The organism is Mesorhizobium sp. J18 (assembly GCF_007829525.1).
Classification (GTDB): domain Bacteria; phylum Pseudomonadota; class Alphaproteobacteria; order Rhizobiales; family Rhizobiaceae; genus VLJP01.
Genome location: NZ_VLJP01000004.1, coordinates 66,565 through 83,689 on the forward strand (window position 1 = coordinate 66,565; position 17,125 = coordinate 83,689).

The 17,125-nt window shown below is 60.3% G+C and carries 13 protein-coding genes; 3 read left to right on the top strand and 10 right to left on the bottom strand.

Annotated elements, in window-relative coordinates:
• Nucleotides 1-367: tellurite resistance TerB family protein (locus L598_RS02780; protein ID WP_144860175.1), on the bottom strand; the 367-nt coding region annotated here is incomplete at its 3' end.
• A gap of 163 nt (nucleotides 368-530) precedes the next feature.
• Here L598_RS02780 and L598_RS02785 point away from each other — a divergent pair.
• Entirely contained in the window at nucleotides 531-2,180 is a 1,650-nt protein-coding gene (locus tag L598_RS02785) for a lysine--tRNA ligase (protein ID WP_144860178.1), read from the top strand.
• Nucleotides 2,181-2,186: 6 nt separating this feature from the next.
• Here L598_RS02785 and L598_RS02790 read toward each other — a convergent pair whose 3' ends face one another.
• The 9 genes from L598_RS02790 to L598_RS02830 form a co-directional block, all read right to left on the bottom strand.
• Nucleotides 2,187-2,906 (bottom strand): thermonuclease family protein, encoded by a 720-nt coding sequence (locus L598_RS02790; RefSeq protein ID WP_144860086.1) that lies wholly within the window; start codon nucleotides 2,904-2,906, stop codon nucleotides 2,187-2,189.
• Nucleotides 2,907-2,917: 11 nt separating this feature from the next.
• Entirely contained in the window at nucleotides 2,918-3,568 is a 651-nt protein-coding gene (locus tag L598_RS02795; RefSeq protein WP_144860089.1) for a helix-turn-helix transcriptional regulator, read from the bottom strand.
• Nucleotides 3,569-3,669: 101 nt separating this feature from the next.
• Nucleotides 3,670-4,287 (bottom strand): 2-hydroxychromene-2-carboxylate isomerase, encoded by a 618-nt coding sequence (locus L598_RS02800; RefSeq protein WP_144860092.1) that lies wholly within the window; start codon nucleotides 4,285-4,287, stop codon nucleotides 3,670-3,672.
• A gap of 61 nt (nucleotides 4,288-4,348) precedes the next feature.
• Nucleotides 4,349-4,894, bottom strand: a complete 546-nt coding sequence (locus L598_RS02805; RefSeq protein ID WP_144860095.1) for a thioesterase family protein — start codon at nucleotides 4,892-4,894, stop codon at nucleotides 4,349-4,351.
• Between the two features lie 163 nt (nucleotides 4,895-5,057).
• A complete protein-coding gene (locus tag L598_RS02810; RefSeq protein WP_144860098.1) occupies nucleotides 5,058-7,280 on the bottom strand; it encodes a 3-hydroxyacyl-CoA dehydrogenase NAD-binding domain-containing protein in 2,223 nt (740 codons plus the stop codon).
• A 21-nt stretch (nucleotides 7,281-7,301) separates the two neighbouring features.
• Nucleotides 7,302-8,510: an acetyl-CoA C-acetyltransferase gene (locus tag L598_RS02815; protein WP_144860101.1), complete on the bottom strand. Its 1,209-nt coding sequence runs from the start codon at nucleotides 8,508-8,510 to the stop codon at nucleotides 7,302-7,304.
• 76 nt (nucleotides 8,511-8,586) lie between these two features.
• Nucleotides 8,587-9,693, bottom strand: a complete 1,107-nt coding sequence (locus L598_RS02820) for an acyl-CoA dehydrogenase family protein (protein WP_186444913.1) — start codon at nucleotides 9,691-9,693, stop codon at nucleotides 8,587-8,589.
• 139 nt (nucleotides 9,694-9,832) lie between these two features.
• Nucleotides 9,833-11,629 carry an acyl-CoA dehydrogenase C-terminal domain-containing protein gene (locus tag L598_RS02825; RefSeq protein WP_144860106.1) on the bottom strand — a complete coding sequence of 599 codons (1,797 nt, stop codon included), beginning with the start codon at nucleotides 11,627-11,629 and terminating at the stop codon, nucleotides 9,833-9,835.
• Nucleotides 11,630-11,798: 169 nt separating this feature from the next.
• On the bottom strand, nucleotides 11,799-12,257 hold the full coding sequence (locus L598_RS02830; protein WP_144860109.1) for a MerR family DNA-binding transcriptional regulator: 459 nt from the start codon (nucleotides 12,255-12,257) through the stop codon (nucleotides 11,799-11,801).
• A 422-nt stretch (nucleotides 12,258-12,679) separates the two neighbouring features.
• On the opposite strand from L598_RS02830, the gene L598_RS02835 reads away from it, so the two are divergent.
• Both L598_RS02835 and L598_RS02840 read left to right on the top strand, forming a co-directional pair.
• Complete coding sequence (locus tag L598_RS02835) at nucleotides 12,680-16,024, top strand: SEL1-like repeat protein (RefSeq protein ID WP_144860112.1); 3,345 nt, start codon at nucleotides 12,680-12,682, stop codon at nucleotides 16,022-16,024.
• Nucleotides 16,025-16,200: 176 nt separating this feature from the next.
• Nucleotides 16,201-17,124, top strand: coding sequence for a sulfite exporter TauE/SafE family protein (locus L598_RS02840; RefSeq protein WP_144860115.1), 924 nt, complete (start codon nucleotides 16,201-16,203; stop codon nucleotides 17,122-17,124).
• Nucleotide 17,125 lies beyond the last annotated feature (1 nt).

Here is a 17,125-nt window from a genome sequence, read left to right on the forward strand (position 1 = left end):
CCGCCACGAGCGGCTCGAGCTGCAGGCGATTGCGGATGATCTGCAGCATGCGTAGTTCCTCCGGCTCCACGTAACGATCCGCCGCCGCTACTTCGACGGCCAGTGCATAGGCCGTATCATGCAGCTTTTCCGGCACTACCTCGCGGGCTGTCGTCAGGATACGCTCTACACCATCCTCTTCCTGCAATATCTTCTGGCACTGACCGGCGACTTCGATGATCCGCTGTTCATCGAACCCCTGAAAAACCGGCAGAGTGCGGATCATGTTGCCTATTCTGGCCAGTTCCGAATCCGTCATGTCACGGTCGGCAGCCGACATGATGACCATCAGGTGGATCAGGGCTTCATGGACCGTCTGTGATGGCATCCAACTCTCCGTTGCGTCATCCAAACCTTACGCAAGGTAGGAGCAGCCATGCCGTCTAGCAATGAAAAACATTCGCTCCGATTGACGCATGGCGCATGCGCGCTTAGACGCTTGACGCCAATGGGCCGCCGAGCAGGTCGGCCGGAAAAGCGGAATGAAGAACATGCGCAACAAGGCAGTCGAAATGACCCCGGAAATTCTCGAAGCGGCGGCCGAGAGCAAGGCCTGGACCTTCGAGGAAGCGCGCAAAATCATCGACCGCTACAAGGGGCGCGACTTTCCAGAAACCGTGCTCTTCGAGACGGGTTACGGACCCTCTGGCCTTCCGCATATTGGGACCTTCGGAGAGGTGGCCCGCACCTCGATGGTGCGACATGCCTTCCGCGTGTTGACCGAGGACAAGGTAGCAACCCGTATCCTCTGCTTCTCCGACGACATGGACGGGCTGCGGAAGGTGCCCGGCAATGTTCCGAACCAGGAGCTTCTGGCGCAGCACCTCGGCAAGCCGCTCACCAAGGTGCCGGACCCGTTCGAGCAATATGAGAGCTTCGGCCATCACAACAACGCTATGCTGAGGCGCTTCCTCGACACTTTCGGCTTTGACTACGAGTTCGCCTCCTCGACCGAATACTACCAGTCCGGCAGGTTCGACGCGACGCTGCTGAAGATGCTGGAGCGCTATGACGAGGTCATGGCCATCATGCTGCCCTCTCTTCGAGAGGAGCGTGCGCAGACCTATTCGCCTTTTCTGCCGGTCCATCCGCGCACGGGCGTTGTCATGCAGGTGCCGATCGACGAACGCAACATCAATGCCGGCACCATCGTCTGGCGCGACCCCAACAGCGGCGAACGCTTCGAAACGCCCGTGACGGGTGGCCAGGCCAAGCTCCAGTGGAAGCCGGACTGGGCCATGCGCTGGACCGCTTTGTCGGTCGACTACGAGATGTCCGGCAAGGATCTGATCGACAGCGTAAAGCTCGCCAACCAGATCTGCCGTGCGCTCGACGGGCGCCCGCCGGAGGGCTTCAACTATGAACTCTTCCTGGATGAAAAGGGACAGAAGATTTCGAAGTCCAAGGGCAATGGGCTCACCATTGACGAATGGCTGACCTATGCGCCGACGGAGAGCTTGTCGCTCTATATGTATCAGAAGCCAAAGACGGCGAAGAAGCTCTATTTCGACGTTATTCCGAGAGCGGTCGACGAATACTATACGTTCCTTTCCGCCTATCGTGCGCAGGATTGGAAGAGCCGGCTTGCCAATCCCGTCTGGCATATACATGACGGCAATCCCCCGGATATCGTGCTGCCGGTCCCCTTCGCATTGCTCCTCAATCTCGTCAGTGCATCCAATGCGAGCGAGAATGCGGTTCTGTGGGGTTTCATCTCCCGCTATGCTCCGGGCGTTACGGCCGAGACGCATCCTGAGCTCGACCGCCTCGTCGGCTATGCGATCCGCTATTTCGAGGATTTCGTGAAGCCTGCGAAGTCCTTCCGTGCGCCGGACGAAGTCGAAAGGACCGCCCTGGAGCGCCTTTCGGAGAAGCTTGGGAAACTACCCTCCGGAGCCGATGGCGAGACAATCCAGAATGTCGCCCTGGATGTGGCGCGGGGCATCGAACGCTACCAGGATCACTCCAAGCAAAGCCCGCAGGGCGGACCTGGTGTCTCGGTCGCCTTTTTCCAGATGCTTTATCAGGTGCTGATCGGGCAGGAGCGCGGGCCGCGCTTCGGTTCCTTCGTCGCCCTTTACGGTATTGCCGAGACCCGGAATCTGATCGACAAGGCACTGAAAGGCGAACTCGTCGCCTGAACGGCTTTACGGCAAAGGATCCCCGTCGCCGTCTCCAAAGATGCCGCGTTTGTGCTCACGGGCCGTCTTGGCGATGTCGGCATAAGGTCCGGTATCGGCGGCCAGTGCCCAGCCGTTAGCGACCAGCCATTCGCCCACGTCCTGATCCGCCAGCATGCATCTAGCCGCAACAGGACCGTCAGGCGCTTCATCCGGCAATTTGCAGTCGAGCGCCCGACCGCGCAAGAAGGAACGGAATGCCGTACGGGCCTGCCTGCCGCATGGCCAGGCACCTCGGGGCGACTGACACTCCCGGGAGACGTCGACGACCTCGATGCCGGCTATCACGATTTCGTGGCCTTGAGCCTCGATCCAGCCGGCTGCTGTCGCGATCGGCCGAAAGAGGCGGGTGAACTCGGGTTTTTCCGGTTCCTTTGCCCTTGCGATCGGACTTAGGGGCGTGCGTGGCTCGACCCGCTCCAGGGCTTCTGGATCGATCGGATCGCCGAAAGACGGTGTGACCGATCTGGAGTCATGAGAGGTCTGGCTGTCGGGAGCGGCTGCTATGGCCTCGGTGTCGTCATGCGAAGCCGAACGTTGCTCCTTCTGTGCGACTTGGCCAGGAGAAGCGGGATTCACTGCTTCTTCTCCAGGCGAGGTCCTGTCAGGCGCGACCGAACGCACCATGATGACAAAGACGATCAGGCCCATCATTATGAACAGGTTCGTGCCTAATGGGCGCGACATCGTTCGCCCGTCTATTGGCTTGCCCAGACGATGCGGGCGATCCATTCGATCTCCCCCCGTTCGAGAACCCGGTTCGGATGCTCGATATTGATGGAGACGAGCTCGATCGACCTGGTTGTCTGCCGGAGGAGAACCTTGGCCATGACCTCTCCGCCAGTCGTCTTGACGACGACGCGGTCGCCGCGGCGCACCGGAGCTCCGGGCTCGACGATAAGGATATCGCCGTCCCGGTAAAGCGGCAGCATGGATTCGCCCTGAACCTGCAGGGCATAGGACCCTTCGCCAGTTCCGGCCGGCAATTCGATATGTTCCCATCCTTCGCCAACAGGAAAGCCGGCATCATCGAAGAAACCGCCGGCGCCGGCTTGGGCGAAGCCGATCAACGGAACCGTCGGCGCATTGATGTGGCGGGGAAGGCCACCCGGCCCTGCTTGCGCCTTCACGAGAGCCACAAACTCCTCGAAGGAAGAGCCGGTCGCTTCCATGATCTTGGAGAGAGATTCTGTCGACGGCCAGCGCGGCCGGCCATCCGCAGAGCAGCGTTTGGATTTGTTGAAGGCGGTGGAATCCAGTCCCGCTTTGCGGGCCAGACCTGACGGAGAGAGGGAATAGCGCGCAGCCAGCGCATCGATGGCGGCCCAGACCTGCTCATGCGACAGCATGGTGCACCCACTCCTTCACGCACGACCGGCAGGRAAAAATACCTTGGATGTGTTCTATTCCCTCGCGAAAGCCTTGTCTAGAAGCGAGACAGTCGAGACTTTCATGGCATGAATGGCTTGCGGCCGGTCGCAAGCGCATGATCCAGATACTCGACCCGGTCCTGTCCCCAGAAAGCCTCGCCGTTCAGCACATAAGCCGGTACGCCGACCACATCGGCTGCGATGGCGTCCTTGGTGTTTTGGGCCCGTATGGCCGCAATGGCCGGTTGCTTCGCGCACTCCAGAATAGCTGCAGCGTCGGCACCTTCGGCCTCCAGCATCTCTGACAGTGTCGCCTCGTCGGTGATGTCGCGCTCATTGGCCCACAGACCCGCAAGCACTCGCTCCATGTAGTTCAGCGGATTGTGGCCTGCTTCGATCAGGGCAATGATCGTATGATCCGCCAGCGCCGGGTCGCACGGCCAATGCTTCGGCTTCGTATTGATCGGCGTGGCTCGATAGTCCGCGATGCGCTGCAGTTCGACCAGCCGGTATCGCTGGCGCACAGGCGGCCTTTGCGCCGGCCGCACGGCACCGGAAACTTCCCAGACGCCGAAGAGGTCGACCGGCTTCACATTGAGCTGTGCTCCATGCTTCTCGACAACCGCCCGGAGAGGCTGATGCCCAAGATAGGTAAAAGGCGAAAGCGAGGTCATATAGTAGTCGATCGTCACGGGCATGGATCTTCTCCTCTTTCCATTTCGGAGACAGCAATCGGGCAAGCTTACAGAAAAGGGCCGATCATTTGACCGTTTTCGCCAGCCTGCGCAAATTCTGATGCGAAGCCAGAAAGGATTGTTCGGCCGGATCGGGTTCACGCGGCCGCGCACCCACGCCAAGGGTCCCGAGGACTTCGGCTATCTCAAGAAAACGGCGATTGCGGAGGTCATAGACGCCCGCCGTCGTCAGGATGATGGCCGCGGTCTCTCCGTTTTCCAGAACGAACCGATGTCGGCCAAGCACCTGCGTACCGTCCCAGGTCTCGATGGTAGAGATGACATCGAAGCGTCGCCACAGCCGGATTTCGCGCACATACACCGATTGCAGCCCGCCCATCATCGGCCCCCAGCCATTCCTGCGTGCCAGCCCCAGGAGTCCGCTACGGAGAAAGATGTCTAACCGTCCGACATCGGCCAGCATCATGTAGCGGGCATTGTTCAGGTGCATGTTGCTGTCGATATCCGTCGGCAGACAACGAAACGTCAGCCGACCTTCGTCGCCGATCCGATAGGGACCGCGGGGCTTGGCGGTAAGCGCCATTCTGGCGAGGCGAGCCCAGACATACATGGATGTGCTCCGGCAGTGCGCTTTTACCCCGGCGGGAAGGGTCGGCGAGCATCGCTTACGATGCGAAATGGGGTTGGTGAAAGGAGATGCTGAGTCCCCACATACCCTGCCCCGCTCTCCGCGTCCCTACCCTCCCCATAAGGGGGAGGGCAAAGGGGTCACTCTACGCCGCTTTCTTCACCTCTCCTTTGCCATAGGGGTCAAAGCGGTCGTAGAAAGTCTCGCCTGCCTTCTCCATGTCGGCTAGAAGCTTCGGCGCCTTGAACTGCTTGCCGTATTTCTTGTGCAGCGCCCTGGCGAGCTTGTTGAACTTCGCCACGCCCATGCCGTCGATATAAGAGAGCGCACCACCCGTGTAGGGCGCGAAGCCGAAGGCAAGGATCGAGCCGACATCCGCCTCGCGCGGATCGGTGACGATGCCCTCTTCCATGACACGCGCTGCCTCCAGCGCAATGGTGACGAGGAAGCGCTGCTTCAATTCCTCGACGTCGACCTTGTCCGGATTCTGCTGCGGATAAAGGTCCTTCAGGCCGGGCCACAGATGCTTCTTGGCAGGCTTTTCAGGATAGTCGTAAAAGCCCTTGCCGTTCTTCCGCCCATGTCTGCCATAGGTATCGACCATGGTGTTGATGAGAGCCATCTGGTCCGGATCGACGGCCTTTTCGCCGAGATCGCGAATGGTCTGCTTCATGATCTTCTGCGCCAGATCGATCGCCGTCTCGTCGGTCAGCGCCAGCGGACCGACCGGCATGCCGGCCATCTTGGCGGCATTCTCGATCATCGGCGCGGGCACGCCCTCGATCAGCATCTGGTAGGCTTCCGACATGTAGCGGAGCACGCAGCGATTGACGTAAAAGCCGCGCGTATCGTTGACGACGATCGGCGTCTTCCTGATCGCCCGCACGTAGTCCATCGCAACTGCGAGTGCCTTGTCGCCGGTCTTCTTGCCGAGGATGATCTCGACCAGCATCATCTTGTCGACCGGCGAGAAGAAGTGGATGCCGATGAAATTCTTCGGCCGCGCCGAATTCTTGGCGAGCGAAGTGATCGGAATTGTCGAGGTGTTGGAGGCAAAGGTCGCGGCAGGTTTCAACACCGCCTCGGCCTTCTCCGTTACGCCCTTCTTGACCTCCGAATCCTCGAATACTGCCTCGATCACCAGATCCGCACCTTCGAGCTTGGAATAGTCGTCCGTGGCGGTAATGAGCGAGAGCAGCTTTTCCTTCTCCTTCTCGGTCGCGCGACCCTTCTTGATAAGCCCGTCCATCAGGCTTGCCGAATGGGCCTTACCCTTTTCGGCAGAGGGCATGTCGCGGTCGAGAAGCACCACGGGAATGCCGGCCTTCGCCGTGACATAGGCTATGCCTGCGCCCATGAAGCCGGCACCAAGAACGCCGATTTTCTTGAACTTCGCCTCCGGCACGTTTTTCGGACGACGGGCACCCTTGTTGAGTTCCTGCAGCGAGATGAAGAGCGAGCGGATCATCATCGCCGCTTCCGTGGTCTGCAAGATTTCGGTGAAGTAGCGTTGCTCGATCCTCAGCGCCGTGTCGATCGGAACCAGCAGGCCCTCATAGACGCATTTGAGGATGGCAGTGGCGGCGGGATAATTGCCGTAGGTCTCACGACGCAGGATGGCGATCGCTGGCGGCCAGAGATTGGCGCCGGCTGCCGAATAGACCGGACCGCCGGGCAGCTTGAAGCCTTTCTCGTCCCAAGGCGCGACAGGCTTAAGCCCGTCCTTGATCATCTTCTTGGCGGTTTCGACCAGTTTCTTGGGCTCGGCAACCTCATGGATCAGCCCCATGGCCTTCGCTTTCCTGGGAGAAAGGTTCTGGCCCGAGGTCAGCATCTGGAGGGCTTCCTGCGTATTGGCAAGACGCGGCACACGCTGCGTTCCGCCGGCGCCCGGGAAGAGGCCGACCTTCACCTCGGGGAGCGCCATCTTCACATTGTCGCTGTCCGCGGCAACACGACCATGGCAGGCAAGCGAGAGCTCAAATGCGCCGCCCATGCAGGTGCCGTTGATGGCCGATACCCAGGGCTTGCCGCAGGTTTCCAGCTTGCGGAAGAGCTGGCTCATGCGCCCGGCTCCTTCGAACAGCATCCTGATCGCCTTGTCGCGGTCCCTGGCTTCTTCCTCGTGGAAGAGCTTCAGCATGCGCTGCAGCATGGTGAGGTCGGCGCCGCCGGAGAAGCTGTCCTTGCCCGACGTCACGACCGCGCCCTTGATCGTCTCGGTGGCGCTCACGTGGTCGATGATCTTGTCAAGCTCGTCCATCACCTCCTCGGTGAAGACATTCATCGACTTGTCCGGCATGTCCCAAGTGACGAGCGCAATGCCGTCGGCGTCGGTTTCAACGGTGAAATTCTTGTAGGCTACCATTTTCTTGTCTCCTCCGGCCGATCAAACGCGCTCGATGATCGTTGCCGTGCCCATGCCGGCACCGATGCAGAGCGTCACAAGGGCGGTGTTGAGATCGCGGCGCTCCAACTCATCCAGTACTGTGCCGAAGATCATCGCACCGGTGGCCCCAAGCGGATGGCCCATGGCGATGGCGCCGCCGTTCACGTTGATCTTCTCGTGCGGAATGTCGAAAGCCTGCATGTAGCGCAGCACGACCGACGCAAAGGCCTCGTTGAGCTCGAAGAGGTCGATGTCGGAAAGCTTCATCTTGGCCTTCTTCAGGAGTTTCTCCGTCACATCGACGGGACCAGTGAGCATGATCGCGGGCTCCGAGCCGATATTGGTGAAGGCACGGATGCGGGCGCGCGGCTTGAGGTCCATCATCTTGCCGCCCTTCTTGGAACCGAGCAGCACGGCGGCGGCACCATCGACGATGCCGGAGGAGTTGCCGGCATGGTGGACGTGGTTGACCGCCTCTATCTCCGGATAGCGCTGGACGGCAACAGCGTCGAAGCCGCCCATCTCGCCCGGCATGACGAAGGAAGGGTTGAGTGAGGCCAGTGATTGCATGTCGGTCGACGGCCGCATGTGCTCGTCATGGTCGAGAATGGTAAGGCCATTCTGGTCCTTGATCGGGATGACGGAATCCTTGAACCAGCCCTTTTGCCAGGCCTTTGCGGCGCGCTTCTGGCTTTCCACCGCATAGGCGTCCACATCGTCGCGGGAGAAGCCGTATTTGGTGGCTATCAAGTCGGCGGAAACGCCCTGCGGGACGAAATAGGCAGGAAGACCCACGGACGGATCCATGAACCATGCGCCGCCTGACATGCCCATGCCGACGCGCGACATCGATTCGACACCGCCGGCAATGACGATGTCGTCGGAACCGCCGGCAATCTTGGCGGCTCCGAGGTTTATGGCATCGAGGCCCGAAGCGCAGAAGCGCGAGATTTGCATGCCGGGGGCTTCCGTCTTGTAACGCGCCTCAAAGGCGGAAGCGCGTGGGATCACTGACCCGGCCTCGCCAACCGGATCGACGCAGCCAAAGATGATGTCGTCAACGGTCGAGGTGTCTAGTTCATTACGGTCGCGGATGGCCTCCAGCACACGGGCACCGAGGCGAACGGCCGGCACCTCGTGCAGAGAACCGTCCTTCTTGCCGCGGCCGCGCGGGGTGCGTACCGCGTCATAGACATATGCATCAGCCATCAGATTTCTCCTTGGGTTTCCGGGCTGCGTTGCCGGATTGAATATTGTCGCGAAGGAATGATCTCCATTCGGGCTTTTACAGGCTCCGCGCGATCAGCAGCTTCATGATCTCGTTTGTCCCGCCATAGATCTTCTGCACGCGGGCGTCGCGATACATGCGCGCAATCGGATACTCGTTCATATAGCCGTAGCCGCCATGCAGTTGCAGGCACTCGTCCACGATCTTGCATTGCAGATCGGTCAGCCAATACTTGGCCATGGATGCCGTCACCGGATCAAGCCCGCTTTCGATGTGGCGCGCAACGCAGTTGTCGTAGAAGACGCGGCCGACCGTCGCCTCGGTCTTGAGTTCCGCCAGCTTGAACTGCGTGTTCTGGAAGTCGAGGATCGGCTTACCGAAGGCCTTGCGTTCCTTGACATAATCAATGGTGACGGCAAGAGCACGCTCGATCATGGAAATGGCCTGGGCGCCGATGAGCAGACGCTCCTGCGGCAATTGCTGCATGAGTTGGACAAAACCCTGCCCTTCCTCGGAGCCGAGCAGGTTGGCAGTCGGAACACGTACGTCGTTGAAGAAAAGTTCCGACGTGTCATTCGACTTGAGGCCGATCTTGTCGAGGTTGCGGCCGCGCTCGAACCCTTCCACTTCATCCGTCTCCACCACGATCAGCGAGGTGCCCTTGGCGCCCTTCTCCGGGTCGGTCTTGGTGACGACGATGATCAGATTGGCGAGCTGGCCGTTGGTGATGAAGGTTTTGGAGCCGTTGATCCGATATTGGTTGCCGTCCTTCTCGGCGCGCGTCTTGACACCCTGGAGATCGGAGCCAGCGCCGGGCTCGGTCATGGCTATGGCGCCGATCAGTTCGCCGGTCGCCATCCGCGGCAGCCATTTCCGCTTCTGCTCCTCGGAGCCGTAATGCAGGATGTAGGGCGCAACGATCGCATTATGCAGCGCGATGCCGAAGCCGTCCGTGCCGACATGACCGAGCGCCTCGGCAATCACGCTTTCATGCGCATAAGTGCCGCCGGAACCGCCATATTTCTCCGGCATGGAGGCACAAAGCAGGCCGTTCGCGCCGGCCTTCAGCCAACTCTCCCGGTCAAACTTCTCGGCCTTCTCGAATTCCTCATAGCGCGGCGCAATCTCGGCTTCGAGGAAGCGGACCGCCATGTCATAGAGCATGGCAACGTCATCGCCGGCCCATGCGGGCTTCGGCAGCGAAAGAACGGATGCGGGATCGGTGGCCAAGAGTTCCTCCTTCTCTCCAGTCCGGCTATATCAAGAAACTGTTCAAGTTAGAACAGAAATGCCGCGTACCGGATCAGAAAGCTTCCGCCGGAAGCGCCATCATGGAATCCGCCCCGGAAGAGATGCGCGCAAGATGTGCGGAAGTCTCCGGCATCACCCTCTCCATAAAGAAGCGTCCGGTCACGATCTTGTTCTCATAGAAGGATGACAGGCCGTTGGCACCTTCGGCCAGTCTGGCCTGCGAAACCTTTACCATCTCGGCCCACATATAGCCCAGCGCGACAAGACCGAAGAGATGCATATAGTCGTTCGAGGCCGCACCCGCATTTTCAGGTTTCGCCATCGCATTCTGCATCAGCCACATGGTTGCCGCCTGAAGATCGTTGAGCCCCTTCTTCAACGCCTTGGTGAAGGGTGACATCTTGTCGTCGGAGCGGTTTTCCTCGCAGAAAGTCCCGACCTCCTTGAAGAAGGCCTGCACTGCGCGACCGCCGTTCAGCGCCAGCTTGCGGCCAACAAGATCGAGCGCCTGAATGCCGTTGGCGCCTTCGTAGATCATGGCAATGCGAGCATCTCGCACGAACTGGCTCATGCCGTGCTCCTCGATATAGCCATGCCCGCCGAAGACCTGCTGGGCCATCACGGCATGCTCGAAGCCCTTGTCCGTCAGCACGCCCTTGATGACGGGCGTCATCAGGGCAAGATGATCCTCCGCCGCCTGACGCTCCTTTTCGTCTCCGGAACGATGGGCGATATCGGCCTTCAGCGCCGTCCAGAGCACGAGGGCGCGACCTGCTTCGTTGAAGGCACGCATCGTCATCAGATTACGGCGGATGTCGGGATGAACGATGATGGGGTCCGCCTTCTTCTCCGGCGCCTTGGGGCCGGAAAGCGAACGCCCCTGGATGCGCTCGCGTGCGTAGCTGGCAGCGTTCTGATAGGCAGCCTCGGAAAGCGAGAGCCCCTGCATGCCGACCCCGAGCCTGGCTTCGTTCATCATGGTGAACATGGCCTTGAGCCCGCCATTCTCGGCCCCAAGCAGATAGCCGGTCGCCTCATCATAGTTCAGAACACAGGTGGCATTGCCATGGATGCCCATCTTCTCCTCGATCGAGCCGCAGGAGACGCCGTTACGCTCGCCCGGATCGCCATTTGCGTCGAGCTTGAACTTCGGCACGATGAAAAGCGAGATGCCTTTCACGCCCTCCGGCGCGCCCTCTAGGCGGGCGAGAACCAGATGGACGATGTTTTCGGACAGGTCATGCTCGCCGGCCGAGATGAAGATTTTCTGCCCCGAGATCCTGTAGGAGCCGTCGCCAGCAGGAACAGCCTTGGTACGAAGCAGACCGAGATCGGTGCCGCAATGCGGCTCCGTGAGATTCATGGTGCCGGTCCATGTGCCTTCGATCATCTTCGGCAGCCAAGTCCGTTTCTGCTCGCCACTCCCATGGGCGAGGATCGCGGCAACCGCGCCCTGGGTCAGTCCCGGATACATCATCAGCGCCATATTGGCAGATGAGAGATATTCGCCGACAGCGGAATGAAGCGTGTAGGGCAGACCCTGGCCGCCGAATTCGGTCGGGGCCGCCAGTCCCATCCAGCCACCCTCGCAATAGTGCCGATAGGCTTCCTTGAAGCCCTTCGGCGTTGTCACGGAGCCGTCGTCGTGCCGGGTGCAACCCTCGATGTCGCCCACGCGATTGAGCGGCTGCAGGACGTTTTCCGCCAGCTTGGCCGCTTCTCCGAGCACCGCCTCGACCACATCGAGAGAAGCATCTGCGAAACCTGGAAGATTGTTATGGCGCTCGTAGCCGAGCACTTCATCGAGGATAAAAATCGTGTCGCGGACAGGCGCCCGATAGGTCGGCATGAAATCCTCCGATTCAGAAGAACCGCGCCGGCAGCAAGCGGCGCCAACAGATGGGAAGGCTCTAGCAAATTTTGACGTGTGCGTAAACGTCAATTATGCGTGAGATTGCACCATAAAAAAGCGCACCAGAAGGCTCGCTTTTTTCAAGCTCACTCGTATGTATGAGAAATTATCGCTTCGCGGCGGTGGCGCGAGCCTCCATCTGCGCGCGCATATCTGCAGTCAGGCGCGTAAGTTCGGCGATGGCATCCGCGATCGCGGCGCGCTGCTTTTCCAGCCTTGCAAGCTGCCGCTGGGACTTTTCCAGAACCACTTTGTATTGCCGCATGTTGGTGCCAGCCGGATCGTAGAGATCAATGATCTGCTTTATGTCGCGCAGGGAAAAACCGACGCGTCGGCCAAGCAAAATCAGCTTCAACCGGGCCTTGTCGCGATACGTATAGAGGCGGGTGATTCCTTCCCTTTTTGGCTGGATCAGCCCCTTGTCCTCGTAGAAACGCAGAGCGCGCAACGTTACGCCGAATTCCTCGGCCATTTCGCCTATACGGGTGTAATTGTCTTTCTTGCCAGCCTTGTCGGCGACAGCCGACGCATTGGCCATCGCCTTGCTGGCCGGGATCATGTTCATGGTCATGCTTTCCTGTCCGAAACGGTCCAGCCAATCGGCGGCACCATATTAGTACGCCCCCGCCTCCGCATTCTTTTCCGGGACTTGGGCACGATCTAGCGGATGCGCATAGGGGCTTCGGTTTGCGGCGCATATAAAACCAGGCCTTTCTTGCTGCAAGTGCGAAATAGCCGCAGGTGCTTCGGAGAAGGCCGGACCTTGCCTGCATGATCGCCTGCAAATTAACCGCGTATTTACCACGTGCAGGAAATGGTGTGCCTCATCGGCACCCGTGTTTATCCTGTCTGTCGTTTCTCACGGTTGTTTTGATCGAGGGGATCAAAATTCCGAATTGGCGCACGCGCAGCGCGACGATTCCGGAACGCTTCTCCCGAGAGAATGACGAATACTTCCGGCCTTCGCGACTAGAAAGCGGCGTTTCGATGAACAGCAAACGGTCATACCTCGACAGCCTCAATGCTGGCCGGCAGCACAAACCCGCTACTGCCCTCGAACAGATCAGCCGCACGCTGGAGGAACTGGAGCGGCGTCTCGACCGTACAGTCGAAAATCGGAAACGGCCGGCCCTGCCCGAACACAGCACAAAGTCCGAGCCGGGGCTGCGGAGTGTGCCGCCCGCGCGGGAATCGCTGCATAGCTCTGCGCGCCGAAATGGGACTGCTCGGTGGCAGGAAGATCAATACGCCTCCGTCAGCAGGATCACGGACGAACTGAGGGTGCTGCGCGAGGAATTGCGGGAGACCGTGGCCGCCGAGCTGCACGAGGAATTCCAAATCTTGCGTGGGGAGATACGCAGGACAGATACGGCCATGGCTTCGGCCTCCGACAGCAGCGCATTGGGCATGAAATTCGAACGCCTCGCCGATATGGTTGGTGCGCTGGCCGAACGCAGCGACGAACGCGGCATCCAGACGCTGCGGCTCGAACTCGAAAAGATACGGTCGGAAATGAGTGCCTTGGCGCGGGAAGAAACCCTGCGTTCCGTCGGCGCTCAATGGGACCCTGCAATCGACGCACTCAGCCTGCGCGTTGAAGAGATCGGCGAAGCGATCCGCAAACTGCCCGAATCCTTGGCGCTGGATTCATTGGAAGAGAAGATGCGTGCGCTGGCAATCGCGCTCGACCATCTGCTCGGTCATGCGGACAGCCACTCCTCCGATCTCTATCGACTGATCGAGGAGCGTCTCGACGAGATTTCGCGCGCCATTGCTGCGTCTTTCTCGGTCGAACGATCCTACAGCATGGATCCCGAGCCTTTCGAGCGGATCGAAGCACGCGTCTCGTCGCTGGCGCGGCAGATCGAGGAACTTGTCGAGGACCAATCCTCTGCCGGGATCGCTGACCGCCTCAACCACCTTTCGGACCGTATCGACCATATCGGGCAACGGATAGAGCTTCCGGAAAAAGCCGTCGAGCAATTGGCCAGGCAGATGATGGTGATCGCCGACAGGCTGGATGCCGTGAGCCGCGCACCCGACGTGGAATCCTTGCTCCGTCAGTTCGAAGATAGTTTCTCTGCGCTTGCCGCTCTGGTGGAGCAGCAAGGAGGCGATCTCCTGAATCAGGAAAAGGTCCTGTTCAGGGAGTTGGAAAGGCGTGTCGATGCGCTAGCCGAAAAGATTGGCCATAGCGATTCCGCTGATGAATCCCATTCGGACCTTCTTGCCGCCATCGATGCACGTTTCGCCGAATTGACGGCAAAACTCGACGCCAGGGCGCAACCCGCTGACGAGCCTTTCCGATCGCTCGAGGGGCGGCTGGAGGATATTTCCCGCCGCCTCCAGGGCTCCTCCCCTCCTGACGCTGGTGTGGATGCCGAACTCATCCGCAGGCTTGAAGCGCAGGTCGCCGATCTTTCCGCACATCTCGCCGAGCCGACCCTGCGCTTGCCAGAGCTGGATGATCTTGGTCCGCGGCTTGACGAGATCGAACGTTCCATTGCGGGCAATCGCGACGCGATCTTCGACGCCGCCCGAAGAGCGGCACAGGAAACGATTGAAACCCTGAAAGGGACGTTCCTCGGCAGCACAGCCGAACTCGCGGCAGAAGTGAAGGTCTTGGAAAAGCTCACACGCAGGGCTGACGACCGCAATACGAGGACCTTCGAAGCAATCCACGACACACTCCTGAAGATCGTCGACCGGCTGAGCCTGCTCGAGAACACCATCGGAAGGGACCAAGGAGACAGGCCGGCAGCCAAGTTTTCGATCGAACCCGCGCCTTCGATCGAGCCGAAGAACGAGGAGACTGTTCTTCGAGATTACGATGCGGCCGAGTTCGATCCCCTGGACGCGCCCGGCGAAGACAGGTCCAAGCCGATGTCGAAGCAGGAGTCGGATCCCATTGCACGGGTAGTGGAACGGCCGGAATCTGCCGCGGAAGTGGAGACCGATGCCATCCTGAGCAAGCCGCTGGAGCCCGCTTCCGGCGCTCTCGATCTCAATGCCATCATACGTCGCGTGCGCGATGAAAACGGTCCACACATGCATCGAGCGCCGCCTGATATCTCGAAGTCCGATTTCATCGCCGCGGCGCGGCGTGCGGCACAAGCGGCGGCTGCGGAAGCAGATGCGGTGAAGAAGAAACAGCAGGCGGATGCCCGCGGCACGCCGAACCGTTTCGGCTTAGGCCGGATCCTGCGTCCGCGCAAGGGCATGGCATTGATGACGGTCGCAGGCACCGCGATCATCACCGGCGGCCTGCAACTGAGCGGCGTCCTGGCTACCTCCGAGGGCCAGACCGCCCAAGCGGTCCAGGAAACCGAAAATGCTTCGCCGGCAGAATCCGATGAGGCTGCTGCTCCGAGCACTGGCGCGGAATCGGAAAGGCTCGCTGCCGAAGCGCCTGCTGCCGATGCCGAAGCTGAGGTTATTCCCGGTATAGATAGGGAAGCAGCTTTAGTCGTGCCTGCACCGATCGAGCTTCCGGCGGAGGCCGGTCCTGCCGCGCTACGCGAGGCCGCCGAAGCCGGTGACCCGAAAGCACTCTTCGAGATCGGCAGSCGATATGCCGACGGGCGAGGTTTCGACACCGATATGGCGAAGGCGGCCGCATGGTACGAGAGGGCTGCCGAGGCAGGCCTGGCTCCGGCACAGTATCGCATCGGGAATTTTTACGAAAAGGGTACCGGGGTCGAGCGCGACATCGAGAAAGCCAAAGCCTGGTACCAGCTTGCCGCCGAACAGGGCAATGCGAACGCCATGCACAATCTCGGCGTGCTTTTCGCCATGGGAGCCAATGGGATGGCCGACCATGAATCCGCCGTCCGCTGGTTTCAGAGAGCGGCCGAACTGGGCGTGCAGGACAGCCAGTTCAATCTCGGCATCCTCCATGCGAAGGGCATCGGCGTTACGAAGGACCTTGAAGAATCCTACAAATGGTTCGCGCTGGTGGCGGCCGGGGGCGACAAGGACGCTGCCGCGAAGCGGGACGAGATTGCTGAGCTCCTTCCACCGAAGCAGTTGGAGCGTGCCAAGGCAAAGGCCAAGCTGTGGAAAACCAAGCCGGTCGACCAGGAAGCCAATACCGTCGACATTCCAGCAAGCTGGGACGACAGCGCGGCCAATACGACCGGCATCGACCCCAGGCAGGCTGTAGCGAGCATCCAGCATATTCTTAACGAGAACGGCTATGGCGCGGGTCCCGCAGATGGCCTCATCGGTGAACAGACGAAGTCTGCAATCATGGCCTTCCAGAAGGATCATGGCCTGGACACGACGGGCGACGTCAGCGAAAAGTTCGTGCAGGCACTGTTCGAGAAAAAGTAGGCAAGGCATCGCGCAAAGCCTTGGGCGGCGGCCGCTTTCGGCCGTCGGATGCTTTTTTCAACTTTAATCCGCGGTTGGTTTGACTTCGCCGTAATGTAGGCGCAAGAACGTCCAAAGATTTCGGATGTTTTTACGCTAGCTGCTGTTGGCCACGCATGTTGAGTTGAGTATTCCGGGTGGGCATTTATCTCCCGATTGCCGAAATGTCCGTCAATGTGATCGTGCTGCTCGCCATGGGCGGGGCGGTCGGGTTTCTCTCGGGAATGTTCGGGGTCGGCGGCGGCTTTCTGATCACCCCGCTGCTCATTTTCTACAACATACCCCCCGCTATCGCAGTCGCGACCGGCGCCAATCAGGTGATCGCGTCGTCATTCTCCGGCGCGCTTGCCCACATCAAGCGCGGCACTCTTGATTTCAAGCTCGGCGGCGTGCTCCTCGCCGGCGGCATCGTGGGCTCCTCGATCGGCATCTATGTCTTTGCCCTCCTGCGCAGGCTCGGACAGCTCGACCTGATCATTTCGCTGCTCTACGTGGCTTTGCTTGGCGCAGTGGGCGGACTGATGCTGGTCGAGAGCGTGCGCGCCATCCGCCGGGCCAGCGGCGGCCAGACGGCCACCCTGCGCCGGCCCGGACAGCACAACTGGATTCACCGCCTGCCGCTCAAGATGCGCTTCCGCGCCTCGAAGCTGTTCGTCAGCGTCATTCCGGTGCTTGGCATCGGTGCGATCATCGGTTTCCTTGCCTCGGTCATGGGCGTCGGCGGCGGCTTCATCATGGTACCGGCGCTGATCTATCTCCTGAAAGTGCCGACCAACGTCGTCATTGGAACCTCGCTGTTCCAGATCATCTTCGTCGCCGCCTATACGACCATCGTTCACGCCACCGCCAACCAGACGGTGGACGTGGTGCTTGCCTTTCTGCTGATGGTGGGCGGCGTCGCGGGGGCCCAATACGGAACCAGGGTCGGTCAGAAGCTTCGCGGCGAACAGTTGCGGGCGCTGCTCGCCCTTCTGGTGTTGGCGGTCGCGCTTCGCCTTGCCTTCGACCTCTTCGTGCGGCCCTCCGACATCTATTCCATCGCACCCTTGAGCGGGGCTTGAC